The organism is Methylopila sp. Yamaguchi, from assembly GCF_002897035.1.
Taxonomy (GTDB): Bacteria; Pseudomonadota; Alphaproteobacteria; order Rhizobiales; family Methylopilaceae; genus Methylopila.
Window position 1 is genome coordinate 153512 of the sequence record NZ_BAUX01000010.1, and the last position, 25512, is coordinate 179023.

Annotated in this window: 26 protein-coding genes and 1 pseudogene; 18 read left to right on the top strand and 9 right to left on the bottom strand. The window is 69.9% G+C overall.

Going from position 1 to position 25512, the window contains the following annotated elements:
* Genes METY_RS13315 through METY_RS13330 form a run of 4 tightly spaced genes read left to right on the top strand, consistent with a single transcriptional unit; the run spans position 1 to position 3990 of the window.
* Positions 1–960 carry a VWA domain-containing protein gene (locus METY_RS13315; RefSeq protein ID WP_103121884.1) on the top strand — a complete coding sequence of 320 codons (960 nt, stop codon included), beginning with the start codon at positions 1–3 and terminating at the stop codon, positions 958–960.
* Positions 957–1886 (top strand): VWA domain-containing protein, encoded by a 930-nt coding sequence (locus METY_RS13320; protein ID WP_103121885.1) that lies wholly within the window; start codon positions 957–959, stop codon positions 1884–1886. Before METY_RS13315 ends, METY_RS13320 begins: the two co-directional genes overlap by 4 nt.
* Entirely contained in the window at positions 1883–2719 is an 837-nt protein-coding gene (locus METY_RS13325) for a tetratricopeptide repeat protein (protein ID WP_103121886.1), read from the top strand. Before METY_RS13320 ends, METY_RS13325 begins: the two co-directional genes overlap by 4 nt.
* Positions 2719–3990 carry a BatD family protein gene (locus tag METY_RS13330; RefSeq protein ID WP_103121887.1) on the top strand — a complete coding sequence of 424 codons (1272 nt, stop codon included), beginning with the start codon at positions 2719–2721 and terminating at the stop codon, positions 3988–3990. The genes METY_RS13325 and METY_RS13330 overlap by 1 nt, the downstream gene beginning before the upstream one ends.
* 19 nt (positions 3991–4009) lie before the next feature.
* Here METY_RS13330 and METY_RS13335 read toward each other — a convergent pair whose 3' ends face one another.
* Complete coding sequence (locus METY_RS13335) at positions 4010–5197, bottom strand: pyridoxal phosphate-dependent aminotransferase (RefSeq protein ID WP_103121888.1); 1188 nt, start codon at positions 5195–5197, stop codon at positions 4010–4012.
* Between the two features lie 140 nt (positions 5198–5337).
* Here METY_RS13335 and METY_RS13340 point away from each other — a divergent pair, with 140 nt between their 5' ends.
* The 6 genes from METY_RS13340 to trpD all read left to right on the top strand — a co-directional run bounded on the left by METY_RS13340 (position 5338) and on the right by trpD (position 11198).
* A complete protein-coding gene (locus tag METY_RS13340; RefSeq protein WP_103121889.1) occupies positions 5338–6756 on the top strand; it encodes a M48 family metalloprotease in 1419 nt (472 codons plus the stop codon).
* A 334-nt stretch (positions 6757–7090) separates the two neighbouring features.
* Positions 7091–7882 carry a DsbA family protein gene (locus METY_RS13350; RefSeq protein ID WP_103121891.1) on the top strand — a complete coding sequence of 264 codons (792 nt, stop codon included), beginning with the start codon at positions 7091–7093 and terminating at the stop codon, positions 7880–7882.
* A gap of 114 nt (positions 7883–7996) precedes the next feature.
* Positions 7997–8500, top strand: a complete 504-nt coding sequence (locus METY_RS13355; RefSeq protein WP_103121892.1) for an RDD family protein — start codon at positions 7997–7999, stop codon at positions 8498–8500.
* Between the two features lie 74 nt (positions 8501–8574).
* On the top strand, positions 8575–9324 hold the full coding sequence (locus METY_RS13360) for an arginyltransferase (RefSeq protein WP_103121893.1): 750 nt from the start codon (positions 8575–8577) through the stop codon (positions 9322–9324).
* 223 nt (positions 9325–9547) lie between these two features.
* On the top strand, positions 9548–10168 hold the full coding sequence (locus METY_RS13365) for an anthranilate synthase component II (protein ID WP_103121894.1): 621 nt from the start codon (positions 9548–9550) through the stop codon (positions 10166–10168).
* 13 nt (positions 10169–10181) lie between these two features.
* Positions 10182–11198, top strand: coding sequence for an anthranilate phosphoribosyltransferase (gene trpD, locus METY_RS13370; protein ID WP_103121895.1), 1017 nt, complete (start codon positions 10182–10184; stop codon positions 11196–11198).
* Positions 11199–11265: 67 nt separating this feature from the next.
* Here trpD and METY_RS13375 read toward each other — a convergent pair whose 3' ends face one another.
* On the bottom strand, positions 11266–11898 hold the full coding sequence (locus tag METY_RS13375) for a LysE family translocator (RefSeq protein WP_103121896.1): 633 nt from the start codon (positions 11896–11898) through the stop codon (positions 11266–11268).
* Between the two features lie 131 nt (positions 11899–12029).
* On the opposite strand from METY_RS13375, the gene trpC reads away from it, so the two are divergent.
* Genes trpC through METY_RS13400 form a run of 5 tightly spaced genes read left to right on the top strand, consistent with a single transcriptional unit; the run spans position 12030 to position 15514 of the window.
* Positions 12030–12836, top strand: a complete 807-nt coding sequence (trpC, locus tag METY_RS13380; RefSeq protein WP_103121897.1) for an indole-3-glycerol phosphate synthase TrpC — start codon at positions 12030–12032, stop codon at positions 12834–12836.
* A 27-nt stretch (positions 12837–12863) separates the two neighbouring features.
* A complete protein-coding gene (locus tag METY_RS13385; RefSeq protein ID WP_103121898.1) occupies positions 12864–13427 on the top strand; it encodes a DUF1003 domain-containing protein in 564 nt (187 codons plus the stop codon).
* 4 nt (positions 13428–13431) lie between these two features.
* On the top strand, positions 13432–13809 hold the full coding sequence (locus METY_RS13390; protein WP_103121899.1) for a hypothetical protein: 378 nt from the start codon (positions 13432–13434) through the stop codon (positions 13807–13809).
* The gene (gene moaC / locus METY_RS13395; protein ID WP_103121900.1) at positions 13788–14300 is read left to right on the top strand and encodes a cyclic pyranopterin monophosphate synthase MoaC; all 513 of its coding nucleotides are present in this window, start codon (positions 13788–13790) and stop codon (positions 14298–14300) included. Before METY_RS13390 ends, moaC begins: the two co-directional genes overlap by 22 nt.
* Positions 14297–15514 (top strand): molybdopterin molybdotransferase MoeA, encoded by a 1218-nt coding sequence (locus METY_RS13400; RefSeq protein ID WP_103121901.1) that lies wholly within the window; start codon positions 14297–14299, stop codon positions 15512–15514. Before moaC ends, METY_RS13400 begins: the two co-directional genes overlap by 4 nt.
* 24 nt (positions 15515–15538) lie before the next feature.
* Here the strand turns inward: METY_RS13400 and METY_RS13405 are convergent, their stop codons facing one another.
* The 7 genes and pseudogenes from METY_RS13405 to METY_RS21700 form a co-directional block, all read right to left on the bottom strand.
* The gene (locus tag METY_RS13405; protein WP_103121902.1) at positions 15539–16027 is read right to left on the bottom strand and encodes a cupin domain-containing protein; all 489 of its coding nucleotides are present in this window, start codon (positions 16025–16027) and stop codon (positions 15539–15541) included.
* Positions 16028–16103: 76 nt separating this feature from the next.
* Entirely contained in the window at positions 16104–16487 is a 384-nt protein-coding gene (locus METY_RS13410; protein WP_103121903.1) for a DUF1236 domain-containing protein, read from the bottom strand.
* A gap of 93 nt (positions 16488–16580) precedes the next feature.
* Entirely contained in the window at positions 16581–18386 is a 1806-nt protein-coding gene (locus tag METY_RS13415; RefSeq protein WP_103121904.1) for a glycoside hydrolase family 15 protein, read from the bottom strand.
* Complete coding sequence (locus METY_RS13420) at positions 18379–19176, bottom strand: glucose 1-dehydrogenase (RefSeq protein WP_103121905.1); 798 nt, start codon at positions 19174–19176, stop codon at positions 18379–18381. Before METY_RS13420 ends, METY_RS13415 begins: the two co-directional genes overlap by 8 nt.
* 78 nt (positions 19177–19254) lie before the next feature.
* Entirely contained in the window at positions 19255–19638 is a 384-nt protein-coding gene (locus METY_RS21690; RefSeq protein WP_346433158.1) for a hypothetical protein, read from the bottom strand.
* Between the two features lie 6 nt (positions 19639–19644).
* Positions 19645–20745: a type IIL restriction-modification enzyme MmeI gene (locus METY_RS21695; protein ID WP_444849087.1), complete on the bottom strand. Its 1101-nt coding sequence runs from the start codon at positions 20743–20745 to the stop codon at positions 19645–19647.
* Positions 20740–22977: pseudogene (locus tag METY_RS21700) on the bottom strand (DNA methyltransferase); the annotation flags it as partial. The pseudogene METY_RS21700 and the gene METY_RS21695, both read right to left, overlap by 6 nt.
* On the opposite strand from METY_RS21700, the gene METY_RS13430 reads away from it, so the two are divergent.
* From METY_RS13430 to METY_RS13440, 3 genes are all read left to right on the top strand, one after another.
* Positions 22861–24378 carry a fumarate hydratase gene (locus METY_RS13430; protein ID WP_103121906.1) on the top strand — a complete coding sequence of 506 codons (1518 nt, stop codon included), beginning with the start codon at positions 22861–22863 and terminating at the stop codon, positions 24376–24378. The pseudogene METY_RS21700 and the gene METY_RS13430 overlap by 117 nt on opposite strands.
* Before the next feature lie 38 nt (positions 24379–24416).
* Positions 24417–24854, top strand: coding sequence for a PaaI family thioesterase (locus tag METY_RS13435; protein WP_103121907.1), 438 nt, complete (start codon positions 24417–24419; stop codon positions 24852–24854).
* A gap of 186 nt (positions 24855–25040) precedes the next feature.
* Entirely contained in the window at positions 25041–25490 is a 450-nt protein-coding gene (locus METY_RS13440; protein WP_103121908.1) for an RrF2 family transcriptional regulator, read from the top strand.
* The last annotated feature ends 22 nt before the right edge of the window (positions 25491–25512 follow it).

The window sequence follows — 25512 nt, forward strand, 5'->3', positions numbered from 1 at the left end:
ATGTGGACCTTCGCGACGCCCCTCGCCTTCCTATTTCTGCCGCTGCCTTTCGTGGTCCTGCGTTTCGCGCGCGCGGACCGGCGTTCGGGTGGCGCGATCAGGGTGCCCGGCACGATCGTCGGCTCCGGCGGAGAGGCGCCCGCCACGGCCTCCGCGACCGGCGGCCGCAAGATCTTCGCCTGGGTCGCCTGGGTCGCGCTCGTCGCGGCGCTCGCCGGCCCCCAAATCGTGCTGCCGGTGCAGGCGCTGCCGACCACCGGACGCGACCTGTTCCTGGCGCTCGACCTCTCCGGCAGCATGGAGCGCACCGACTTCTCAATGGACGGCGCCACGCGCCGCCGGCTCGACGTGGTCCGCAAGATCGGCTCCGACTTCGTACGCCGCCGGGCCGGCGACCGCGTGGGCCTCGCGGCCTTCGCCGATCGGGCCTATGTGGCGGCGGAGCCGAGCTACGACGTGGAGGCGGTGGCGGAGGCGCTCGACGCGCTCGCGATCGGCCTCGTGGGCCGCTCCACCGCCATCGGCGAAGGCTTGGGCCTCGCGCTGCGCCGCCTCGCCGACGCGCCGGGCAAGAGCCGCGTCGTCGTGTTGCTTTCCGACGGAGCGAACAACGCCGGCGCCGCCACGCCGAAGGACGTGGCGCGTCTGGCGAAGGAACTCGGGGTGCGGGTTCACACCATCGCCATGGGTCCCCGCGACACCACCGAGATTACCGGCTACGATCCCGATGTGGTCGACGCCGAGACGCTGAAGGCGATCGCCGACGCCAGCGGCGGCCAGTTCTTCCGGGTGCGGACCACGGAAGACCTTCAGGCTGCGATCGCTTCGATCGATGAGATCGAGCCGACGCGGACGCTGGCGCCGCCCGCCAACGCCTGGCGCGAACTCTGGCCCTGGCCCGCGGGGCTCGCCCTCCTCGCCGCAGCCGCCACCGCGATCGGCGGGAGGCGCTTCTCATGATCGAGCTGGATGGGTTCGGCCTGCTGCGCCCGCTTTGGCTGCTGGCGATCCCCGCCGCGCTCGCCCTCGGCTTCGTCGCCGTGCGCCGCGCCGGCGGGGTCGGCGACTGGCGCCGCGCGATCGACCCCCACCTGTTCGACGCCCTCGCCCGGCGCGGGGTCGTCGTCGCCGGCCGTGGCCGGAGCGGGCTTCTGGCCGCGCTCGCGGCGGCCCTCATCGCGCTCGCCCTCGTCGGGCCGGCGATCGAGCGGCCCGGCGTCCAGAACTTTCGCAATCTCGACGCCGCCATCGTCGCGATCGACGTCTCGCGCTCGGTCGCAGACAGCGGCGAGTTCCAGGACGCAAAGATCGCGGCGCTCGGGGCCGCGCAGGCGGCAGGCTCGCGCCAGATCTCGGTGCTGGTCTTCGCCGGGGACGCCTATCTGGCGAATCCGCCCACGACCGACCGCCGCACCATCGAGACGACGCTCGCCGCGCTGGACGCCCAGACCGTTCCGGACGTGGGCAGCGCGCCGTCGCGAGCGCTCGCTTTCGCCCACCGCACGCTGCGGGACTCGGGCGTCGTCGGCGGCGACGTCGTGCTGATCAGCGACGGAGGCGGGCTCGACGAAGGCGCGCAGAACGAGACGCGCTCCCTGGCCGCCGACGGGCACCGGGTAAGCGCGATTTACGTCACGCCGGCGCCCGCTACCCCGAAGCGCGCGATGGAGACGGGACGGCCAGAGCTGGAGGCCCTCGCCGCGCTCGGCGGCGGCGCCTTCGCGACCGTCGGCGCGCCGGACGCGGTCTACGCCGAGGTGCAGCGGTCGACGGCCGGGCGGCTGGGGCCCAGCCCCTACGCCTCTCTCGCCTGGCTCGATTTGGGCCGTGCGCTGCTGCTGTTCGCGGCTGCGCCTCTCTTGCTGATGTTCCGGAGGGGCGGATGACGCGCATCGTCGCCGTGCTCGCGCTCATCCTCGTGGCGATCGCTGCCACCGACCCTCGCGAGCGGATCGGCCGCGCGCTCTACCACGCGGGTCTCCCGACGCTGGCCGGCATGATGCTCGACGGGCCGGCCTGGCGCGCGGCGATCTACTACGCGCAGGGGCGTTACGCCGAGGCCGCCGAACTTTTCCAGGGCGAGACCTTCCGGAGCGCGCACTACGATTTCGGCACGGCGCTCGCCAAGGCCGGTCGGCTGAAGGAGGCGGAAACGGCGCTGAACGAGGCGCTGATGTTCGATCCCAACGACGAAGACGCGCGCTATAATCTGGCGATCGTCGAAGCCCTGCGCGCGAAGCGGGAAGACCAGAAGCGCGACGCCCGCAACGCCGCCAACGCCAATGCGGCCAAGCAGAAGCGGGGCGGCGAGGCGCCGACCGACGCCGAGAACGACGTCAACTCGACCGGGGACGGCATGGCCGGCGACCGCGACTCAGGCCGCGAGGCCTCTACGCCCGGCGGCAGCCAGGTGGCGCGCGTCGGGCGCGCCGAGCAGACCCGCATCGATTCGGGCCGCGGCGCGGCGCGAGGTTCGATCGGCGCGGCGGAGGGCGGCGGTCGCACCGGAGCCGAGCAGGCGAGCGTCGCGAAGCAGATGGAGCAACCGTCGCTTCGCCTTCAAAAGAGCTACCAGCAGCAGGCCGTGAGCGCCTCGCGCCAATGGCTGGAGACCGTGCCGGACGATCCCGGCCGCTACCTCAGGCTGAGGCTTGCCGCCGAACGCGCCCGCCGGGCCGAACGCGGTCTGGCTGCGCCCAGCGGAACGGAGCAGTGGTGATGCGCTCCCTCCTCGCGGCTCTCGCGCTTGCGGTTCTGATCGCGCTCCGTCCCGGAGCGGCGGTCGCGGACACGTCCGAGTTCGACGACGTGCGGCTGGAGGTCACGCCGCTCAACAAGGCGGCGCCCTACCCCCGCGAGCTGGTCCTGCTGCGGATCCGAGGGGTCTACCGGCCGCTGGTGAACCGCGAGAAGCTCGTCCAGCCGCCGCTGACGAACTTCGCCTGGCAGGAGCTCGGCAAGGACACCGTCTCGGTCGTGGAGGACGACGGCTACACCAAGCGCCTGTTCGAGCGCACGATCGCGATCTACCCCGAGAAGAGCGGTCCGCTGGTCATCGAGCCGTTCGTCCACAAGCTGACCGTGGTGGACGGCGCCCGGCAGCGCGAAATCGAGGTGAAGTCCAAGCCGATCACGCTTGACGTGGCGGAGTGGCAGGGGCCGCGTGGTCCCGATGACCCAAAATTCTGGTGGCTGCCGGCCGGCAAGGTCGAGGTGATCGACGACTGGTCGATCGACCCGGAGCGCGTGCCGCGCGGCCTGACCGCCAAGCGCACGGTGACCATCCTCGCCGAGGGCGTGCCGGCCGACGCGCTGCCGCCCACCCCGCTGATGACCTCCTCGGGCATCATCAGCTTCCGCGGGCCGGAGACGCGGGAGACCAAGATCACCGAGAACGGCCCGGTCTCGCGCGCCAGCTACAGCTGGGAAATGCGGCCGATTACGGCTTACCCGGCGACGGTGCAGGAAATCCGCTTCCAGTGGTTCGACACCGGCGCCCGCACGATGCGCGAGGCGGTCATCCCCGCGCGCCGAATGGCCTGGGCCGCCGCTAATGTCACCGAGGCGGCGCCGCCGCCTCCGCCCGAACGGCCGACCCTCGCGCTTCTCGCCGGAGCCGGCGGCGCGGCCTTTCTCGCGGGCATCGCCGTGATGCTGCTTGGCGTCGGCCGCGAGACGCTGCGTTTGCCCACGCGACCTCCGCGCGACGAACGCGCGATGAAGCGCGCTGCGCGCCGGCGGGACCCCTCCGCCTTCCGCGCCGCCGTGACGGCGCTCGCGCGGCATGACCCGGGGTCCTGGCCAGCGGCGCCGGAGGTGCGCGAGGGACTGGCTGCGCTCGACCGGCATCTGTTCGCCGGCGCAGGCTCCGCGCCGTGCCCCGACCTCCGGGCGCTCGCACGCACGATCGTTCAGGCGCGGCGGGCCGCCGCCGTCAGGGCGCCCAGCACATCGGCGCTGGCCCCCCTCGACGGGCCGATCACGCGGTAGGGTCGACGTCGCTCACGCCTCAGCGCTTCGGCAGCCACCGCGCGACGCGGTCGAGCGCGTCGGCGATCTCCGCTTCAGCGCCCGCAAAGGACATCCGCACATAGCCGTGGCCGCGCTCGCGGTCGAAGTCTACGCCGGGAGTGAGGGCGACGCCTGCTTCCGCCAGCAGCGCCTTCGCGAAGGCGGTGCTGTCGTTCGAGAAGCGGCCGACGCCCACATAGGCGTAGAACGCGCCGTCGACCGGCAGGATTTCGTCGAGCCCCATGCGCGGAAGGCGCTCCAGGAGCATGGCGCGGTTCACGGCGTAGGCCTGCCGGTAAGCCTCGCAGGTTTCCCGGTCGTCGAGCGCGGCCTCCGCCGCGCCCTGGCTCAGAGTCGGCGCGGAGATGAAGAGGTTCTGGGCCAAGGGCTCCACCACGCGCACCAGCCGCTCCGGCAGCACCAGCCAGCCCACGCGCCAGCCGGTCATGGCGTAGTACTTCGAGAAGCTGTTCACGACGATGGCGTCGTCGTCGAAGGCGAGCGCGGTGGCGGCCGGCGCCTCGTAGGTGAGGCCGTGGTAGATCTCGTCCGACACGAGCCAGATTCCGAGCCTACGGCAGGTGTCGGCGAGGTCCGCGAGATCAGGCGCTAGGGTCATCACCCCGGTCGGGTTCGCCGGGCTCATGGCGAGCACGCCGGCGAGCGGCGCCTCCGCGTGCGCCGCGGCCACCATCTCCGCCGTCAGCGCCCAGCGCGAGCCGGGGCCGGTGGCGAGCTCCACGGGCGTGAGGTCGAGCGCGGTGAGGATGGCGCGGTAGGCGGGATAGCCAGGCGACGGGATCGCGACCCGCGCTCCGGGTTCGAACGCCGCAAGGAAGGCGAGCGCGAAGCCGCCGGAGGATCCCGTCGTCACCACCACGCGCTCCGGCGCCACCGCAACGTCGTAGGTCTCGCGGTAATGCCGCGCGACTCGCGCGCGCAGCGAGGGGCGGCCGAGCGCCTCGGTGTAGCCGACGTCGCCGGCCGCGATCATCCGCATGGCGGCCTCGCCCGCGGCCTTCGGCGCCGGCGCGCTCGGTTGGCCGACCTCGAGATGACGGATGGTCTCGCCGGCCGCGACGCGGACGCGGGCGTCGCGCATCACCTCCATCGCGAGGAACGGCGGCACGGCGAGCGCGCGGCGCGACGGCGTGGTGAGAGCCGGGCGGCGATCAGGAATGGTCATCGGGGCGGCGTCGCTCGCAGGTGGTGGGTCATAGCTCGCGTCACGGCTCGGTGACGGCCGGCGCGTTGACCCGGCGTCGGCGCGGCCCTTAAGTGACCGGCGCAACAATCGGTCCTCCTCTTAGCGAGGCGCCTCGCCGCATGGAACCCCGCCTGCAGACCCCCCGCCTCCCGCTGCTGCGCCGGCTGGCCCGCGCCGGAATGGCCGCGTTCTGCGCGCTTGCGCTTTTGGCGTCCTCCCTGCCCCAGCCCGCGCAGGCCCAGGGGCTTGGCGGCTCTATCATCCGGGACGCCGAGATCGAGGGCCTGCTGCGCGACTACATGCTGCCGATCTACCGCGCGGCCGGCGTCGACGCGGGCGCGGTCGAGATCGTGCTGATCAACTCCAAGGTGTTCAACGCCTTCGTGGCCGACGGGCGGCGGATCTTCGTTAACATCGGCGTGCTGCTGGACGCCAAGACGCCGAACGAGGTGATTGGCGTGCTGGCGCACGAGACCGGCCACATCGCCGGCGGACATCTCGCGCGGCTCAGGCAACGTCTCGACAGCATGCAGACGATGGCGATCGTCGCCATGCTGCTCGGCGCCGGAGCGATCGCGGGCGCCGCCGCCGGCGGCGGCCTCAACAACGGCTCCGGCGGCGCGGCGCTCGGCGCCGCCATGGCGCCGCAGGAAATGATGCGCCGGACCCTGCTGTCCTACCAGCGCGCGGAGGAGCAGGCGGCCGACCGCGCCGCCGTGAACTACCTCTCCAAGACCGGGCAGTCCGCCAAGGGCATGCTGGTCACCTTCAAGCGCTTCGCGGACCAGACCGCCTTCTCTCAGCGCTTCATCGATCCGTACGCCCAGAGCCATCCGATGCCGCAGGACCGCATCGCGAACCTCGAGGACCTGGCGAAGAAGAGTCCCTATTACGACAAGCTCGACCCTCCCGCCCTTCAGGCGCGCCACGACCTGATGCGGGCGAAGCTCGTCGGGTTCGTCGACGGACCGTCCGGCGTCATGAGGCGCTACCCGATGTCGGACCAGAGCCTCCCCGCGCGCTACGCACGTGCGATCTCGACCTACCGTTCCGCCGCGCTCTCCAGCGCCATCGCGCAGATCGACGGCCTGATCGCGGCGCAGCCGCAGAACCCGTGGTTCCAGGAGCTGAAGGGGCAGGCCTATCTCGAGAACGGCCGCGCGGCGGACGCGGTCCCCCCGCTCCGCCGGGCTATCGCGCTCGCGCCCAACGCCACATTGATCCGGACCATGCTCGGCCAAGCGCTGGTCGCGAGCGGCTCGACCCGCGACAGCGACGCCGCGATCTCGGAGCTCGTGCGCGCGACCGCGCGCGATTCGAAGAACGCCGACGGCTTCCGCCAGTTGGCCCTCGCTTACGCCCGCAAGGGCAAGATCCCGGAGGCCGACCTCGCCTCCGCCCAGGCGGCCTTCGCCGCGGGCGACTTCGGCACCGCCCGCCAGATCGCCGAGCGCGCCAAGACCGGCTTCAAGCGCGGCACGCCCGGGTGGCTGAAGGCTGACGACATCGCGAGCTACACGCCGCAGAAGATGAACTGAGCGCAAGTCGGCGATGGTCGAAGATGGATATCCTGAGCGCGCTCTACTGGCTTCCGCGGCTGGCGCGCTTTCTGCGTGAGGCGGCCAGGGGCGAGCTGAGCTTGCGGACGACACGGCGGCGCGAGCTCGGAGACGACCGCGTCGCGACGGCCCTTGCCGCCCGCGATGGGTACATCCCAGAAGCGACCGTCTCGCCGACCCAGATGTCGCCCGCGCCGGCCGCCTGGCCGGAAAGCGCCACATTGCCCCGCCGTCGTTCCGCCACGGATTCGACCGACAAGGGTCCGAACGGGCGCCTGACGCGTAAGCCCTGAGACCACGACCGAGGACGCCCATGCCCCGCTCCTTCCGCAGCATCGCCCTCGCTGGCGCAGCGCTCGCCGCTCTCGCCAGCCTGGCGCTCGTCGATCTGCCGTTCGAGACGGCGACCGCGCAAACCGCGACGACCACGCTCGACAAGCCCGCGATCGAGAAGATCGTGCGGGACTACATCGTGAATAATCCCGAGATCCTGATCGAGGCCCAGAAGGAGCTGACAAAGCGTCAGGAGGCCGCGCAGGCCGCCGCGGCGCGGCAGAAGCTCGCGGAAAAGCCGGCCACCCTTGAGAACTCCAAGCTGCAGGCGGTGCTCGGCAATCCCAACGGCGACGTCACGCTCGTCGAGTTCTTCGATTACAACTGCGGCTACTGCAAACGGGCGCTCGGCGACGTCAACGAGCTGATCGAGGCCGACCCGAAGCTGAAGGTGGTGCTCAAGGAGTTCCCGATCCTCGGCCGCGGTTCGGCGGAGGCGGCGCAGGTGTCGGCCGCGGTAAACGTGATCGCTCCCGCGAAGTACCGCGCCTTCCACGACAAGCTGTTGGCGGCCCAGGGCCAGGTCGACGGCGCCGCCGCGATCCAGGCGGCGAAAGATGTTGGGGTCGATCAGGCCGCGTTGAAGAAGGCTTTTTCGCACCCCGACGTGAAGGCGACGATCGAGGAGAGCTACGACCTCGCGAACCAGTTCGGCGTCGAGTCGACCCCGACCTTCATCCTCGCCGACGCGATCCTGCCCGGCGCGGTGGGCGTGGACGCTCTCAAGAAGCGCATCGCCGCCGTGCGCGAATGCGGCAAGGCGACCTGCTGAGAGCTGGTTGGGCGCTCAGGAGCCCACTGGATCTTGCGAAGGCCTCTGCCCCGCACCACGTTTTTACCGCGGCGCTGACGCCGCGAAAGAGGTTCTGCGAGGCGTGCCGTCCTGATGTCGACCACTCCGCTTTCTCCCGCCCGGCCGATCCAGCGGGAGGCGCTTGATCCGCTCGCCGATCCGCGGCTCTACGAAGGCGTGCTCAGCCGGCGCGTCCTGGCGTTCTGCGTGGACTTCGGCGTCGTCTTCACGCTGACGGCGATCGCGTGCGTCGTCATCTTCATCCTCGGGATCGTCACGTTCGGGCTTGCCTGGCTGCTCTACGGCGGCGTCTTTCCGGCGATGGCGATCCTCTATTCCGGCGCCACGCTAGGCGGCGACAAGGCGGCGACCTGGGGCATGCGTCTCACCGGCCTGACCGCCCGGATGACCGACGGCGCAAAGCCCGGCTTCCTGATCGCGGCCGCCCACGTCGTGTTCCTCTATGTGTCTTTCACGTTGCTGACGCCGTTCGTCCTGCTGGTGGGGCTGTTCACGCGCCGCAAGCAGCTTCTGCACGATCTCGTGCTGAGCACGGTGCTGCTGGACCGCGGCCGGCTGGAAGGTCGCAGCTACTGACCGACTTGCCGCGCGTCGCGCCGCTGCTATCCTGATCCGGAAAGCGGCGGCCGGCCGCTTCGCAGGGGCCTCCCGTGACCGCCCATTCGCGCGACACGCCGCAGTTCTACCTCACCGCCCCGTCGCCCTGCCCCTATCTCAAGGGGCAGTTTGAGCGGAAGGTCTTCACCCACCTTGTCGGCGAGAACGCGGCGCACCTGAACGACCTGCTGACCCACGGCGGCTTTCGCCGGAGCCAGACCATCGCGTACCGCCCGGCCTGCGAAAGCTGCCGCGCCTGCGTGTCCGTGCGGGTGCGTGTCGACGACTTCGTGTGGACCAAAGCCTTCCGCCGAAACCGCGCGCTCAACGCCGACCTCGTCGGCGCGGACGTCGGCGCCAATCCGACCTCCGAGCAGTACTCGCTGTTCCGCGCCTACCTCGACCACAGGCACTCGGACGGCGGCATGGCCGACATGACGGTGCTCGACTACGCCAGCATGGTCGAGGACAGCCACGTCCGCACGCGGCTGACGGAGTACCGCCGCCGTGGGCCCGACACCGCCATCAACGGCCGCGGCGCCGGTCCGCTGCACGCCGTGGCGCTTGTGGACCGGCTCTCCGACGGCCTCTCCCTGGTCTACTCGTTCTACGATCCCGAGCAGCGCGACCGCGGCCTCGGCACCCACGTGATCCTCGACCACGTCCGCCGCGCCAAGGCGCTCGGCCTGCCGTACCTCTACCTCGGCTACTGGGTCTCGGGCTCCAACAAAATGGACTACAAGCGCCGCTTCCGCCCGCAGGAGCATCTGAGTCCCATCGGCTGGACCCTGATGAACGACTGAGCGCCGGCGAACGCCCGCTCGTCATGCCCTGGCGTGTTCAGGGTCACGTTGATCCCGCCCGCTCCGCTCGACGCCTAGCCTGTATTTCCCGGATAAACTGGGGAATCACGACCCGCTGATGAACCGCCGCGACGTGTCCAAAGAGCTCTGGGCGGATTCGCATTCCTCGCTGGCTTGACGCCGCGCCTGCGCTTCAGTTCAGTGCGCCGCGCTGGAGGCCCCGATGACCGCCGTCACCCTGATCGACAATTACGACAGCTTCACCTGGAACGTGGTGCACGCGATCGGATCGCTCGGCGCCGAGGTCTCCGTGCGCCGCAACGACAAGACGACCGTCGACGAGGTGATGGCGACGCGGCCCGACGCCATCGTCATCTCGCCCGGTCCATGCACGCCGCATGAGGCCGGGGTCTCCTGCGCGCTGATCGAGCGCGCGGCGGCGGAAAACGTTCCGGTGTTTGGCGTCTGCCTTGGCCATCAGGCCATCGGCGAGGTGTTCGGCGGCACGGTGGTGCGCGCGCCGGCGCCGGTGCACGGGAAGCTCGCCCGCGTCAATCACGCGAACCGCGGCGTCTTCCGTGGCATCAACGGTCCGCTGCGCGCCACCCGCTACCACTCGCTGGTGGTCCGGCGCGAGGACCTTCCGGAGGCTCTCGAGGTGACCGCCGAGACCGACGACGGCCTGATCATGGGCCTGTCCCATCGCACCCTTCCGATCCACGGCGTGCAGTTCCACCCCGAGTCGATCGCTTCCGAGCACGGCGCGACGATCTTCGCGAACTTTCTCGAGGACGCGCGCCGCTGGAACGCCGAGCGCCATCCTCCGACCCGTCTCGCCGGCTGACGGGCGCTCGCCGATGGACAACTTCAAGGCGGTCATCGCCCACGTCGCCGATGGCCGCGCGCTGGATCGGGCCGGAGCCGAGGCCGCCTTCGACCACATCATGTCCGGCGAGGCGACGCCGGCGCAGATCGGCGCCTTCCTGATGGCGCTGCGCCTGCGTGGCGAGACGGTGGACGAGATCGCCGGCGCCGTCGCGACCATGCGGGCCAAGATGACGACGGTCGACGCGCCCGCCGACGCGGTCGACGTGGTGGGGACCGGCGGGGACGGCGCGGGCTCCGTCAACGTCTCCACCTGCGCCGCCTTCGTTGTCGCGGGCTGCGGGGTCACGGTCGCCAAGCACGGCAACCGCGCCCTATCCTCGAAGTCCGGCTCGGCCGACGTGCTGAAGGCGCTCGGCGTGAACGTCGACGCCTCACCGGAGCTCATTGGCCGCTGCATCGCGGAGGCGGGCGTCGGCTTCATGTTCGCGCCGAACCACCACGCCGCAATGCGCCACGTCGGCCCGGCCCGCACCGAACTCGGCGTGCGCACGATCTTCAACCTGCTGGGCCCTCTGTCGAACCCCGCGGGCGTAAGGCGCCAGATGGTCGGCGTGTTCGCGGCGAAATGGGTCGAGCCTATCGCTGAGGCCCTCGCAAGGCTTGGGTCGGAGCGCGCCTGGGTCGTGCACGGCTCGGATGGGCTCGACGAGATCACGACCTCGGGCGCGACGAAGGTCGCCGAGCTGCGCGACGGCGCCGTCCGCACCTTCGACGTCTCGCCCGAGGACGCCGGCCTGCCACGGCATTCGCCCGAAGCGCTCAAGGGCGGCGACGCCGAGGCCAATGCGGTCGCGCTGCGCGCGGTGCTGGACGGCGACAAGGGCGCCTATCGCGACGTGTCCATCCTCAACGCGGCGGCGACGCTCATCGTCGCCGGCCGCGTGAACACCCTCGAGGAAGGAGCGGCGCTCGCGGCGGACGCCATCGACAGCGGCGGCGCCTACTCCCGCCTCGACGCCTTGGTCCGGGTGTCGAACGAGGGCTGAACGCTCCGTTCTGTCTCGGCCTTGCGCCGGGACCGGGGCAGTGTTCGATCGCCAGACGGCCCTGCTCTCAGCGCCGGCTTTCGAGCGCGAGCCGCACGGCGAGCCCGCCGAGCACCAGCCCCATCAGCCAGCGCTGCGCCGTGACCCAAAGCGGATGCCGCGCGAGGAACGCCGCTATGCCGCCGGCGGTGAGCGCGAACATCGCGTTGCCGGCCATGCTGATCGTGATCTGGATCGTTCCCAGCGCCAGCGTCTGGGCCAGAACGGAGCCCGCCGCGGGGTCGATGAACTGGGGAAAGAGCGCGAGATAGAACATCGCGACCTTCGGGTTCAGAAGGTTCGTCACGAGGCCCATCATGAACAGCCTGCGCGGGCTGTCCGGCGCAAGCGCCCGCACCTCGAACGGCGAGGCGCCGCCGGGCTTCACCGCGTTCCAGGCGAGCCACGCGAGATAGGCCGCGCCTGCGAGCCGCAGCGCGTCGTAGGCGAAAGGCACCGCGAACAGCAAGGCGGTGATGCCGAAGGCGGCGCAGAGCATGTAGCACAGGAAGCCGAGCGCGACGCCGCCGAGCGAGATTAGACCCGCCTTCGGCCCCTGGCAGAGCGAGCGCGAGATCAGGTAGAGCATGTTCGGCCCCGGCGTCAGCACCATGCCAAGCGCGACGGCTGCGAAGGCAAGAAGCGTCGCGGTGGAGGGCATGGGCGACCTCTCGGGCAGGGCGGTTGCAGGTGCGTTCGGATCGGCTCATAGAAAGTCGCCGATCCTGCCGCCTACGCCTAGACGCCGCCGCGGGGGTTCAGGAAAAATCATGAGGCATCAAGGGCCTTGATATGACCGACATCCTCGCCCGGATCGAAGCCTACAAGCGCCGCGAGATCGCGGAGGCCAAAGCCGCGCGGCCGTACGACGTGGTCGCCAAGGCCGCCGAAGACGCCTCCCCGCCCCGTGGGTTCGAGGCCGCCATCCGTCGACGCATCGACGCCGGCGGGGTGGCGCTGATCGCCGAGATCAAGAAGGCGAGCCCGTCCAAAGGCCTGATCCGCGCGGACTTCGATCCGCCGGCGCTCGCTCGCGCCTACGCCGACGGCGGCGCGACCTGCCTCTCCGTGCTGACCGACGGGCCGTCGTTCCAAGGCGCGCCAGAGTACCTCGTCGCGGCCCGCGCGGCGGTCGATCTGCCGGTCATCCGGAAGGACTTCCTCTACGAACCCTATCAGGTGGCGGAGGCGCGCGCGCTGGGCGCCGACTGCATCCTCGTCATCATGGCGGCGGTCACCGACGGCGAAGCCCGCGATCTCGTCGCCGCCGCCGGCGATTTCGGCATGGACGCGCTGATCGAGGTGCACGACGCCGAGGAGCTCGACCGCGCGCTCCCGCTCGGCAGCGCGCTGATCGGCGTGAACAACCGCAACCTGCGCACCTTTGAAGTGACGCTGGAGATGACGGAACGGCTGAGCGAGCGGGTGCCGGACGATCGCATCCTGGTCGGCGAGAGCGGCATCTTCACGCCTGACGACGTGGCGCGGCTCGGCGCGGTCGGCTGCCGGGCGCTGCTCGTCGGCGAAAGCCTGATGCGGCAGGCCGACGTCGCCGCGGCGACGCGGGCGTTGCTCGCGCCCGCCCACGCCGCAGCCTGACCCGTCCAGACGCAAGGCTTCGCGCCCATGACCGACCACGCCTCCGAGGTGCAGGCCGCCGCCCGGCGCTGGTTCGGCAAGGCGACGGAGGCGCTCGAGGAGAGCGAGGCGCGGGCGTTGCGTCACGCCAAGGCGCGCACGATCCTCTCGCGCGATCCGAACGAGGTGTTCGACGACAGCATGTCGTTCGGCGATCGCCTCGCCGACCGGGTCGCGACCTTCGGCGGTTCGTGGACCTTCATCATCCTGTTCTGCGTTTTCCTCGCGCTGTGGGCCGGGTTGAACGTCTGGCTTCTCACCCTGCCCTTCGATCCCTATCCCTTCATTTTTCTCAATCTTTTGCTGTCGATGATCGCCGCGCTGCAGGCGCCGGTGATCATGATGAGCCAGAACCGGCAGTCGGCGAAGGACCGGCACAACGCGCAGCTCGATTACGAGGTGAACCTCAAGGCCGAGATCGAGATCATGGCGCTGCACGACAAGCTCGACCGGCTGCGCGACGAGCACATCGTCTCGCTGCTTGCGAAGCAGCAGGAGCAGATCGATCTTCTCACCCGTCTGGTGAGCGACGATCGGGGCCGGCGGGGATAGCGCAATGGACGTTGACGGCGACGCGCAGGCGGCCCCGGCCGGGAGCCGCGGCGAGCACCTGATCGAGGCCGTCTTCCGGAACGGCACGATCACCGCTTTCGGCATCACGGTGTCGTTCTCGCTCGGGTTCCTGTCCCAGTGGGCGTCGAGCCCTGGGGCCTGGCGTCTCTACGACTTGCCCCCGGTCATCGCGATCTTCGGCGGCGCCCTCCTCCAGATCCGCGCTCTGGCCCTCCTGCTTCCTCTCGAAGGACTGAGGAAACGCGTCTACGACCGGGCGACCCGGCTCTACCTCATCGGCTTCGGGCTGACGGGCTGCGGCGTCTTCGCCGCCGTCGCGCTCGACATCGGCCACGCCCTATGGATTGGAACCCCGCAGTGACCTCAGACGCCTCGCTCACCCATCTGTCGTCCACCGGAGAAGCCCACATGGTCGACGTCGCGGACAAGGCCGCGACGTCGCGCGAGGCGACGGCCGAGGGTCGCGTCGTGATGGCGCTCGAGACGTTCAAGCTGGTGGAGGCCGGCGACGCCAAGAAGGGCGACGTGCTGGGGACCGCGCGGCTCGCCGGCATCATGGCCGCCAAGCGGACCCACGAACTGATCCCGCTGTGCCATCAGTTGCTGCTGTCGAAGGTCTCGGTGGAGTTGACGCCGGACTCTTCGCTCCCGGGCGTCGTCGTGACCGCCACTGCGCGGACCACCGGCCCCACGGGCGTCGAAATGGAGGCGCTGACCGCCGTCGCCGTGGCCTGCCTCACGATCTACGACATGACCAAGGCGGTCGACCGCGGCATGCGGATCGAAGGCGTACGGCTGGTCGCGAAATCCGGCGGCCGCTCCGGCGACTTCCGCGTCGAGGAGTTCTCGTGAGCGATCTGCTGCCGGTGGCGGAGGCGCGGTCGCGGATCCTCGCCGCAGTCGCGCCGAAGCCGGCGGAGACCGTCCTCCTTGGCGACGCTCTTGGCCGCACCCTGGCGGCGCCGGTCGCCGCCCTGCGCACCCAGCCGCCCTGGGACTGCTCGGCGATGGACGGCTACGCGGTGCGCGCGGACGACGCGACGCTCGGCGCGCGCCTCGCCGTCGTGGGCGAATCGGCGGCGGGCCGGAGCTTCGGCGGGACGCTAACGCCGGGGCAGGCTGTGCGCATCTTCACCGGCGCGCCCGTCCCCGCCGGCGCGGACGGCGTGTTGCTGCAGGAGGATGCGAGCCGCGAGGGCGACGCGATCGTCGTCGGAGAGACCGTCCAGCGCGGGCGGCACATCCGCAAGGCCGGCATCGACTTCACCCTTGGAGAGGCGCTCCTGCCTCCCGGCCGCAGGCTTGGCGCGCGAGATCTGGCGCTCGTCGCGGCGCTCGGGCATCCGACGGTTGAGGCCGCGGCGAGACCGCGCGTCGCCATTCTCGCCACCGGCGACGAACTGGTGCTGCCCGGCGAGCCGGTCGGACCCGACCAGATCGTTGCGTCGAACGCCTTCGCGATCGCTGCGGTCGTGGCGGGGGAAGGCGGGATCGCGCTCGATCTCGGCGTCGCGCCCGACGACCGCGCGGCGATCGGGGCCGCCGTCGGCCGCGCGTTCGCCGACGAGGTCGACATCCTGGTGACGCTCGGCGGGGCCTCCGTCGGCGACCACGATCTCGTCCGCCCAGTACTGGAGGAAGCGGGCGTCGCGCTGGACTTCTGGAAAATTGCGATGCGGCCGGGAAAGCCGATGATGGCGGGCCGCCGTGGCGGAACACTGGTGCTCGGTCTCCCCGGCAATCCGGTGTCGGCGATCGTCTGCTCGCTGTTGTTCCTGACGCCAGCGCTGCGACGGCTGTCCGGCCGGAGGGACCTCGAGCCGCCGTTGATCGTCGGCCGGCTTGGGCGTGACATGCCGGCGAACGACCGCCGCGAGGACTATCTGCGCGCCGCGATCGACACCGGCCTGGGCGGCGTCGCCGTCGTCAGCGCCTTTCCGCGTCAGGACTCCTCGATGCTGCGGCCGCTGGCGGAGGCCGAAGGGCTGCTGATGCGTCCGCCTCATGCGCCCGCAGCTAAGGCCGGCGATCCCTGCCTGTTCCTGCCTTTGCCGCATCCCTACTGACGCGGTTCGCGCGGAGCGCCCGCGCTAGTTATCCGGGCCCTTGTGGATCGGATCTACCCAGTACACCGCCTCGGGCGCTTCGACCGGCTCGACGTCTGGGATGTTCACCACCACCGCCTCGTTGTCGGAGCGCACGAGAACGCACTGGAGCGGGTGATCGGGATCGGCGTTGATCTCTTGGTGCGGGACATAGGGCGGGACGAAGATGAAGTCGCCGGGCCCGGCCTCCGCCACGTACTCCAAGCGCTCACCCCAGCGCATCCGCGCCCGGCCGCTCACCACGTAGATCACGCTCTCGAGCGCCCCGTGGTGATGCACGCCCGTCTTGGCGTTCGGCTCTATCGCGACCGTGCCGGCCCAAATCTTCTGCGCGCCGACGCGGGCCTGGTTGATGGCGGCCTGGCGAAACATGCCTGGCGTCTGAGCGGTGTTGGGATCGAGTTGATCGCCCTTGATGACTCGGACGCCATCGTGCTTCCAGCGCTCGGGATGCGAATGGATTTCACCGCTCATCTCTAGCTCCCTCAAACGCCGAAGGCCCCTGCGTCCCGAAGGATGCAGGGGCCTCGTTAAACGTCAAGACGGCGGCTTACTGGACGACTTCCACCACCGTGCGGTCATTGTCGACAATATAGCGTCGGTTGTTGACCACGGTGTAGCTGTAGTCGCTGTCCGGGACCCGATAGACCTCGACGGTTTTCGGGAGGGGCTTGCCGACAACGACCTCACCCTCGTAGGCGATCGACGGGCGCTCGTCGCGCACCACGTATTCCTTCACCTGCTTGGGGGGCGCCATCAGCGTGCCCGCAACGCCGCCGGCGACCGCGCCAGCCGCGGCGCCGACCGGTCCGCCGAGAACGGCGCCCGTTGCCGCGCCGCCCGCGACGCCCGCGGCGGTGCCTTCCTGAGCCATCGACGCGGTCGGCAGTGCGACGCCGAGCGCCAGAACGAAAGCGGTGATGCCCTTGCGCATCTGAAACCCTCCATCATTCCCCTCTGTGCTTTAAACGGCTGTACGTCAAAAAACGTTCCCGCAATCTTCGCGCCGAGCGGCGGTAGCTTGGCTTTAGGGCCTCCAAGTCGAGCGGCGCCCGCTAAGCTCCCGATCAAGGAAGTGCGCGGCGCTGATCAGCGCGAGATGCGTCAATGCTTGGGGAAAATTGCCCAAAGCGCAGCCGTCGAGACCGATCTCCTCGGCATAGAGGCCGACATGATTGCGATAGGCGAGCAGCTTCGAGAAGCAAAGCTGAGCCTCGTCAAGACGGCCTGCGCGAGCGAGGCACTCGACGTACCAGAACGAGCACGCCGAAAACGCGCCCTCGTCTCCCTCCAGCCCGTCATCGCAGCGGTAGCGGAAGATCATGGAGTCGTCGCCGAGGTCCCGCTTGATGGCGTCGAGCGTCGCCAGCCACTTGGGGTCCGTCGCGCTGCAGAACCGGACGAGCGGCATCAGCAGCAGCGCTCCGTCCAGCGCGTCGCCCTCGGCGCTGGCGACGAAGTGGCCGCGTTCGGCGTCGTAGTAGGTGTTCCAGATGTCGTCGTGGATCGCGTCGCGCGCGGCCATCCACTCCGCGACGGGCGCGGGCAGCGATCGCTTGAGCGCGAGACGCAACGCGCGGTCTACGGCGACCCAGCACATCAGGCGGGAGTGCAGAAAGGCGCGGGGCTCGCCCCGCATCTCCCAGATGCCGGCATCCTTGCGCCGCCAGACGGCGCAGGCGTGATCGACGATCCGGCGCGTGCGCGCCCAGCCGTCGGCGGACATCGCCTGGCCGTACTTGTCGTTGAGGTACACCGCGTCGAGAAGCTCGCCGTAAATGTCGAGCTGGCTCTGGCTGGCCGCGGCGTTGCCGATCCGAACCGGCTGCGAGCCGCGGTACCCGGCGAGATGCGGCAGCTCCTCCTCCGCTGGAGCGGGGCCGCCGTCGAGCGCGTACATCAGACGGATCACGCCGTCCTTCTCGCCCTGCACCCGCTCGGCGATCCACCGCACGAAGGAAAGCGCCTCCTCCCGGAAGCCGAGACGCATGAAGGCGTAGACCGTGAACGAGGCGTCCCGCACCCAGGTGGCGCGATAGTCCCAGTTGCGGCCGAAGCCGATCGCCTCCGGCAGGCCGAAGGTCGGCGCCGCCACGATCGAGCCGAAGTCGCGCGACGTCATGAGCTTGAGGGCGAGCGCCGAGCGCGTCACGGTCTCGCGCCAGCGCCCGTGGTAGGTCGACTGCGCGACCCAGCGCCGCCACCAGGCCACCGCCTCGTCGAGCGAAAGCTGGGCCTGTTCGGCGGACAGCGGCTCATGCTCGCCGCCGTCCAGCACGAACCATGCGACCTCGCCATTCTTGAGCGTGAACTCCGCGACGGCGTCGCCTCCCCGCACGCGCAGGGGAATGTCGGAGGCGAGGCGCAAGGTCAGTTCGCCGAAGCGAAAGGTGACGCCCCGAGCCCCGCGGCGCGTCTCGCCTCGGGCCCGTGCGTAGTCGAAGCGCGGGCGGCAGGCGATGGAGAACGTGACCTCGCCACGGGTCGCCTCGACCCTTCGCAGGATCTGTGGGCCGCCGCCGTCTTCGCCGCAGACTGGCCGCATGCCGTCCGTGACCTCGGCGCTGCCCTCGGGGCTCAGCCAGCGGGTGAGGACGACGTTCGTGTCCGGCAGGTAGAGCTGACGGGTGGTCGCGCCTGCGAGCTTCGGCCGAATGGTGAAGTGGCCGCCTTTGGCGGCGTCCAGCAGACCGGCGAACACGCTGGGACTGTCGAACCGGGGCCAGCAGAGGAAGTCGATGGAGCCTTCGCGCGACACGAGGGCGGCCGTCGCCATATCGCCGATGAGCGCGTGGTCCTCGATGGCGCAGGCCGGCGCATCGGTCTCAGCCATTGTTGCGGAAGGCCGGATACAGCGTCATGCCGCCGTCGACGAAGATCGTCGCGCCCACCACATAGTCGGCCTTGTCGGACACGAGCCAAGTCGCGACGTCGGCGATGTCCTCCGCGTCCCCGATCCGGCCGTAGGGAATGAGCTTAAGGACCTGCTCGCCGCCCTCGCCCTCCAGTTCTTCCGCGTTGATGGCGGTGCGGATCGCGCCGGGCGCGATGGCGTTCACCCGGACGCCAAGTTCCGCGACCTCCTGCGCCAGCGTCTTCATCATCAGCGCGATCCCGCCCTTGGAGGCGGCGTAGTTGACGTGGCCCGCCCAAGGGATGACCTCGTGAACCGAGCTCATGCACACGAGCTTGCCGCGGGAGCGCGAGACGCCGCGATCGCCCTGCTCCCGAAACCGCCGGATCGCGGCCTGCGCGCAGAGGAACTGGCCTGTCAGGTTGACGTCGATCACCTGCCGCCAGTCGTCCAGCGTCATCTCGAAGCTGTCGGCGTCCTTCTGCATGCCGGCGTTCGCCACCACGATGTCGACCCCGCCCCAGCGCTCCACGGTTCTGGCGAACATCGCGTCGACCTGGTCCTTGTCCGAGACGTCGGCGTAAACGGCGAAAGCCTTGCCGCCGGCGTCCTCGATCTCGCGCGCCAGCGCCTCGGCCTCGTCCTTGCCGGACCGGTAGTTCACCGCGACCTTGGCGCCGGACAGGGCCAGTCCGCGGGCGACGGCGAGGCCGATGCCGCTCGATGCGCCGGTGACGATGGCGACTTGACCGTCGAGCCGGATGTCCATGCCTGTGAGCCCTCGCTGTCGCGCCAGCGGCGCCGGGATGCGACAGCGAACTAGGGCGCGGGGCCGCGGCCGGAAGGGTCAGGCATGGCCGCGCAGCGCAAAGGTCGCTCCTGCCGACGCAACGGCGCCGATCCGCGCGAGCGCGGCGAGCGTCGCCTCGATCCGCGGCGTCGCGCGCCGCCCCTCCCGGAAGGCGTCGGCCAGCGAGCCCACGTCGATCGGCTCCCTCGCCTCGAGCAGCGCGAAGATGACGGCCGCCGTCTGGGCCATGTCCTCCTTCGGGAACGAGGGCTTGCGCGCGGCGAGCGCGGCTAGCGGAGCCTCGGTCTGACCGGCGCGGTCGTCCGCCGCGGCCCGGCCCCGGGCGAAGCGCTGCGCCTGATAGGCGGGCCTCAGCCAGCGCACCGCGCCCGTCGCTTCCTCCGCGCGACGTTCGAGGTTCAGCGCCGCAAGCCGCGCCACGACCTCCTACGCCGGGAGATCCGCCGGCCAGCCGTACGCGCCGGCGACCTCAAGGTCGAGGCGGTCGTGCAGCTCTTTCAGGATCAAGACGAGGCCCTCGTCGAAGACGCGACGCTCCGCGGGCGTCAGATCGGACGGGGTCGCGCCGCCGCGCAGGCGCTCCAGCACGTTGTAGAGCCCGGTGAGGGTGAGCTTCGGCCGCTCGTCGAGGACGCGCTTGCGGTGCGCGTCGAGCTCTTCCGCGATCGCCGCGATCCGCGCGGCCTGGACCGGCGTGGGATGAGGGAACGGGAACGGGTCGAAGCAGCGGGATTTGGAATAACGGGGGCGATCCTCCAGAGTCGCGCCGGCGACGGAAGCCCAAGCCGCGTGAATCCGAGACGACAGCACACCGAGGTGGACGGCGCTGTCGGTTGCGACGGCAACGAGCATGTTGTCCGGCAAGACGCTTCCGTCGAGAAACTGGAAGACCCGATGCTTGGATGTCTCCACGGTGACCACATAGCGGGACAGTCCGACAAGCGCGTCCCGTAGATCGGGGCGAGGCTTTCCGAAGATCCACCACCGCGCGAGGTAGTCCGCCGCGTCCTTCGTCGGCGACATGGCGTGCTGCTTCGCCCGATCCACCTTCACGGTCGCGGCGAGATGCTGATAGGCCTCCGGAAAGTCGCGACGCACGCGCTCCTCGCTGAACCCGTAGAGATCGAGCGCTCTCGCATCGCGAGGCCGCGCGGTCAGATCGCGTCCATTGCGGTAAGGCGCGATCCGCTCGGCGAGACCTGGTCTCCGGTCCACGCCGAGCGCCCTGACGTCCTGAGTCGATACGACGAAGCCCTGTCCGTGCAGCTTGACGCCCGGGGACGAGAGCCCGCCGTTCGCCAGCAGCGCCTTCGCTGCCCCCACGTCCGCGCCGATCGTCAGGTCCGCGTTGATCCGGCCACGCCTCTCGGACAGCTCGATCAGGGGCGCGTCGGTGGCGAGGCCCTCCTCCCGCACGACCTCCCGCAGGGCGCCCTCCTTCAAGCCGGCCTCGGCCACCGTCATGGCGATGCGCACCGCGGCGCTGTCCCTCGCCGCCTTGGTCCAGGGATGGTCCGGTATCGCCATCACGATCGAGATTGGCGCCCGGCCGGCCATCCGGCGTTCGAGCGTGCGGCGCTGGAGCACCTGGCTGATCGAGTTCGTGGTGACGAAGCCGAAGCGCCGCAGTGGCGAGTCCTTGGCGGCGAGGATCCCAGCCGCTCTGTCCCACCAATGCATTACGAGATCGGCGCTCTCGTTGATCCCCGTGTTTGCGGCCCACAGCGCCTCGGCGTAGTCCGCCCCCAGCCGCGCGCGCAGGTCCTTGCCGCCGATGAAAGGCGGGTTGCCGACGATGAATTCGGCGTCCGGCCAAGCCGGGAGGCGCGGATTGAGGTAGCGGGTGCGCTCCCTGCCTCGATCGCCGACGGGCCGGCCCGCGGCGTCGCGCAGCAATTCCTCCTCCGCCTCCAGCACGGCGTCCATCACCCGGATGTTGCGGAAGGCCTTCAGGATCGGCTCGTTCGGCGCGCCGCCTCGCGTCCGAGCGTGCCACTGCAAATAGCCGATCCAGAGCGCAAGTTCGGCGATCGCCGCGGCGCGGGGATTCTTCTCAAGTCCTAGCAATTGGTGCGGGTCGACCGTGTGACCTTCCAGGCCGGAGAGGGCCTCCTGCCCGCCGAGGTCGGCCAGCGCCTCCAGCACCTAGCCCTCGAGCCGCTTCATCAGCTCGAGGGTCACGTAGAGGAAGTTGCCGGTGCCGCAGGCCGGGTCGAGCACGCGCGTGGCGCAGAGGCGCGCATGGAAGCCCCGTACCGTCTTCAGCGCCTGCGCTCCGCGTCCCTCTTCTCGCTGGCGTTCGGCGGTGGCGAGAGCTGTCGCCCAGTCTGCGCGTAGCGGCTCCATCACAGTCGCGACCACAAGCCGCTCGACATAAGCGCGCGGAGTGTAATGCGCGCCAAGCGCGCTCCGCTCGTCCGGGTCAAGCGCCTTCTCCAGCAGCGCGCCGAAGATCGCGGGCTCGACCTCGCGCCAGTCGTAGGAGGCAGCCGCCCGGAGCTCCGCGATCTCGGTCTTGTCGAGCGGCAGCGCCGAGCAGTCCCGGAAGAAAGCTCCGTTGAAGCGCGGCACCTGCGCTTTTAGGCCGAAGGCGTAGCCGCCCTTGTCCATGGCCTCCCAAAGCTGGCCGACCACAGGCTGGAATCGCGCCGGCGCCGCCTCGCATTCAGCGAGCAGCGCGCTGAAGCCGCCGCGCTCGATCAACCCCACGTCCTGCGCGAACATCGTGAACAGCATGCGCATCAGGAACCGCGCGACCTCCTCGGTCGCATGGCCTTTCGCCTCCAGACGACGCGACACCTCGGCGAGCCGAATCGCGATCTCGCGGGTGACCCGAGAGGCGTGCAGCGCGGGATCGAGCGCGAGCGGGTCGTTCCACACCTTGACCAGCCGCTCGCGAACCTCGGAACGGCGCAGGTCCTCGAGATAGATCCGGTAGCCCTGGCGGTCTGGAAACTGGTCGTACGCTTTGCCGTCCTTGCGGAAGTTCGCGTAAAGCTCAAGGCAGTGGCCGACGTCGCAGACGACGACGAACGGCGGCGGCTCATGGCCTTCCGGCAGCAGGCGCACGTAATGCTCGGCCTGGTTGCGGGCGTTCATCATCAGCACGTCCCAGGCCTTGTCGGCGCCGCGCCGTCCGCGCGTTACGGGCTCAGGGCCGGCCGTGGCGCCGAGCGGAGCCTTCGCCGCTCCGGGAAGACGCGACTGCTTCGCCTCCAGCACGAACCTTGATCGCCGATAGAGGTCGATCCGGCGCCGGGAGACGGCGCCGTCCCGCCCGATCTCCTTCACCACGCGCTCCAGGACGTAATCGTTCTCTTCCGTCGCCGCCGACGCCGGGTCGGGCCGGGCGACGCCCAGCGCGTCCGTCAACTCGCTCAGAAACAACGCGTAGTTCGCCCGCTCCTGTCCGCCCACCCTTCCCTGCCAGCGCGCGATGAAACGCTCGACCGCCTGTTCCACCGCCATTCCCGCCCGCCGTGCGCCGCTCCAGTGACACACGCGAAGGTACACTTTTAAATGAGATGCACAATCTGAAGATGTATCCGACCCGCCGGGTCCTTCGGCGATCGCCTTGAACCACCGGCGTGGAGCGTGCGACGTTCCCGTTTGGCCGTCCCCGGCTGCGAGTGGGTAACTATTATGGCCGCGACCGCGCCCCATCCGACTGTCTGGATCGCCGAGGACGACTTCATCGCGTCGATCTCCGCCGCGCTGCAGTTCGTCAGCCACGTCCATCCCGCCGATTACGTCCGTCATCTCGCTCAGGCTTATGAGCGCGAGGAGAGCCCGGCGGCGAAGGACGCCATCGCGCAGATTCTGGTGAACTCGCGCATGGCGCTCATCGGTCGGCGGCCGATGTGTCAGGACACCGGCGTCGCCGCGGTGTTCCTCAAGGTCGGCATGAACGTGCGCTTCGCCACGCGCCGCGCGCTCGACGACCTCGTCAACGAGGGCGTTCGCCGCGCCTATCTCGACGAGGGCAATCCGCTCCGCGCCACCATGATCGCCGACCCGCTGTTCGAACGCCGCAACACCGGAGACAACGCGCCGGCCATGGTTCACGTCGACCTCGTGCCGGGCGACGCGGTCGAGGTCATCGTCGCGGCGAAGGGCGGGGGCTCGGAGAACAAGGCGCGCTTCGTCCAGCTCAATCCGAGCGCCTCTGTCGAGGACTGGGTGGTCGAGACCATGGCGACGCTCGGGGCGGGCTGGTGCCCTCCGGGTCTCATCGGGATCGGCGTCGGCGGCAGCGCCGACAAGGCCATGCTGCTTGCGAAGGAGTCGCTGTTCGAGCCGATCGACATGCTCGACTTGCTGCGCCGCGGACCCGCTTCGAAGCTGGAGGACATGCGGATCTCGCTTTACCAGCGCATCAATGCGCTGGGGCTCGGCGCGCAGGGGCTCGGCGGCCTCACCACCGTGCTCGACGTGAAGATCCGGACCTTCCCCACCCACGCCGCTTCGAAGCCCGTCGCGCTCATGCCGCAGTGCGCTGCGAACCGGCACGTCAGCTTCACCCTCGACGGCTCGGGCCCCGCGACCTTCGAAGCCCCCGAGGCCGCCGATTGGCCGGAGATCGTGCTTGCGCGCACGGCCGACGCAGCGCGGAGGGTCAACCTCGATCGGCTGACCCGCGACGAGGTACGGTCCTGGACCGTGGGCGAGCGGCTGCTGCTGTCAGGCAAGCTGCTTACCGGCCGGGACGCGGCGCACAAGCGCATGGCCGATCTCCTCGCCCGCGGAGAGCCTCTGCCCGTGCCGCTCGACGGACGGGTGATCTACTATGTCGGGCCGGTGAAAGCGGTCGGCGGCGAGGCGGTGGGTCCCGCAGGACCAACCACGGCCACGCGGATGGACGGCTTCGTTGATGCGCTTCTGGCGAACACCGGGCTGCTCGCCATGATCGGCAAGGCGGAGCGCGGGCCGGAGGCGATCGAGGCCATCGCGCGGCATGGCTCGGCCTCGCTCATCGCCGTGGGCGGCGCCGCCATCCTGGTCGCGCAGGCGATCCGCGCGTCGCGGGTGCTGGCGTTCGAGGACCTCGGGATGGAGGCCATCCACGAGTTCGAGGTCGTGGATATGCCCGTCACGGTGGCCGTGGACTCCGCGGGCGCGTCGATCCATTTGATCGGCCCGGATCTCTGGCGGCGCGCCTAAGGCCTCTTCCCTCCCTGCAAGACAGGACGCTCTCGCTCGTGAACGCTGTTCCTTCGCCACCCTACGATCCCCTCGCCCATGGCTGGGAAAGGTTCCAGGACGCCGGCTTCATCGACCTTGTAGGCCCCATCGTCACGCGGCGCGGCGAAGGCGGCCTGCGCGCCTTCGGCGTCACGGCCGAGACGAAGCATGCGAACCTGATCGGCGTTGTCCATGGCGGCATGCTCATGACGCTCGCAGACCGCGCGCTCGGCGTCGCGGCCTGGGACGCGGCGGGCGGGCGGGCCTCCGTCACCGTCCAGTTCGACATGCAGTTCGTCTCGACCGCCAAGATGGGAGACTTCGTCGCGGTGGAGCCTGAGCTCGTCCGGCTGACCTCCTCCTTGGTCTTCATGCGGGGGACGCTGAAGGTCGGCGACCGCGCTGTGGCGGCGGCGAACGGGCTCTGGAAGATTCTTTCTACTCAGGCGGCGTAACGGCCGATGCGCCGTACGCGCGCCGAGGGCCTAGCATCGGCCGCCCCCAGCCACGCCGCTGCTTTGATCGCCAACCGATGGCGCGCAGAAGCCGCCTGACTACGCTCGCATTCCAGTAAGCGACTCAACATATATTGCTGCGGCGCGAGAGATCTCGTATCTCGTGGCGCAGCGAGGGTTGAGACGATGCTGACGAAGAAGGCGAAATACGGCCTGAAGGCCATGGTTGATCTGGCGCGCCTTCAGCCGGGAAAGTCGACCTTCGTGGCGGAAGTCGCCGAGCGCAACGCGATCCCGAAGAAGTTCCTCGACGCGATCCTGGGCGAGCTTCGGAACGCCGGCATGCTCTCCAGCAAGAAGGGCAAGGCCGGCGGCTATATGCTCTCCAAGTCGCCGGACGACATCACGGTCGGCGCGATCGTCCGGGCGTTGGACGGCCCGCTCGCCCCGATCGCCTGCGCCAGCCGGTCGGCCTACGTGCCCTGTGACGATTGCGAGGATGTGCGGTCGTGTCAGGTGCGCCTAATGATGCTCGAGGTGCGCAACGCGATCTCGACCGTGCTCGATCATCGGACGCTGGCCGAAATGCGGGATCTCGGCGGTCTCGCCCTTCTTGAAGCCGACTACCAAATCTGAGCTTTCGCGACGGGCGGTTTGC

Bases quoted from the DNA above. Each gene is read 5' to 3' on its own strand.
- METY_RS13315 (WP_103121884.1), top strand. From the start codon at position 1: ATGTGGACCTTCGCGACGCCCCTCGCCTTCCTATTTCTGCCGCTGCCT.
- METY_RS13320 (WP_103121885.1), top strand. From the start codon at position 957: ATGATCGAGCTGGATGGGTTCGGCCTGCTGCGCCCGCTTTGGCTGCTG.
- METY_RS13325 (WP_103121886.1), top strand. From the start codon at position 1,883: ATGACGCGCATCGTCGCCGTGCTCGCGCTCATCCTCGTGGCGATCGCT.
- METY_RS13330 (WP_103121887.1), top strand. From the start codon at position 2,719: ATGCGCTCCCTCCTCGCGGCTCTCGCGCTTGCGGTTCTGATCGCGCTC.
- METY_RS13335 (WP_103121888.1), bottom strand. From the start codon at position 5,197: ATGACCATTCCTGATCGCCGCCCGGCTCTCACCACGCCGTCGCGCCGC.
- METY_RS13340 (WP_103121889.1), top strand. From the start codon at position 5,338: ATGGAACCCCGCCTGCAGACCCCCCGCCTCCCGCTGCTGCGCCGGCTG.
- METY_RS13350 (WP_103121891.1), top strand. From the start codon at position 7,091: ATGCCCCGCTCCTTCCGCAGCATCGCCCTCGCTGGCGCAGCGCTCGCC.
- METY_RS13355 (WP_103121892.1), top strand. From the start codon at position 7,997: ATGTCGACCACTCCGCTTTCTCCCGCCCGGCCGATCCAGCGGGAGGCG.
- METY_RS13365 (WP_103121894.1), top strand. From the start codon at position 9,548: ATGACCGCCGTCACCCTGATCGACAATTACGACAGCTTCACCTGGAAC.
- trpD (WP_103121895.1), top strand. From the start codon at position 10,182: ATGGACAACTTCAAGGCGGTCATCGCCCACGTCGCCGATGGCCGCGCG.
- METY_RS13375 (WP_103121896.1), bottom strand. From the start codon at position 11,898: ATGCCCTCCACCGCGACGCTTCTTGCCTTCGCAGCCGTCGCGCTTGGC.
- trpC (WP_103121897.1), top strand. From the start codon at position 12,030: ATGACCGACATCCTCGCCCGGATCGAAGCCTACAAGCGCCGCGAGATC.
- METY_RS13385 (WP_103121898.1), top strand. From the start codon at position 12,864: ATGACCGACCACGCCTCCGAGGTGCAGGCCGCCGCCCGGCGCTGGTTC.
- METY_RS13390 (WP_103121899.1), top strand. From the start codon at position 13,432: ATGGACGTTGACGGCGACGCGCAGGCGGCCCCGGCCGGGAGCCGCGGC.
- moaC (WP_103121900.1), top strand. From the start codon at position 13,788: ATGGATTGGAACCCCGCAGTGACCTCAGACGCCTCGCTCACCCATCTG.
- METY_RS13405 (WP_103121902.1), bottom strand. From the start codon at position 16,027: ATGAGCGGTGAAATCCATTCGCATCCCGAGCGCTGGAAGCACGATGGC.
- METY_RS13410 (WP_103121903.1), bottom strand. From the start codon at position 16,487: ATGCGCAAGGGCATCACCGCTTTCGTTCTGGCGCTCGGCGTCGCACTG.
- METY_RS13415 (WP_103121904.1), bottom strand. From the start codon at position 18,386: ATGGCTGAGACCGATGCGCCGGCCTGCGCCATCGAGGACCACGCGCTC.
- METY_RS13420 (WP_103121905.1), bottom strand. From the start codon at position 19,176: ATGGACATCCGGCTCGACGGTCAAGTCGCCATCGTCACCGGCGCATCG.
- METY_RS21695 (WP_444849087.1), bottom strand. From the start codon at position 20,745: ATGGCGATACCGGACCATCCCTGGACCAAGGCGGCGAGGGACAGCGCC.
- METY_RS13430 (WP_103121906.1), top strand. From the start codon at position 22,861: ATGGCCGCGACCGCGCCCCATCCGACTGTCTGGATCGCCGAGGACGAC.
- METY_RS13440 (WP_103121908.1), top strand. From the start codon at position 25,041: ATGCTGACGAAGAAGGCGAAATACGGCCTGAAGGCCATGGTTGATCTG.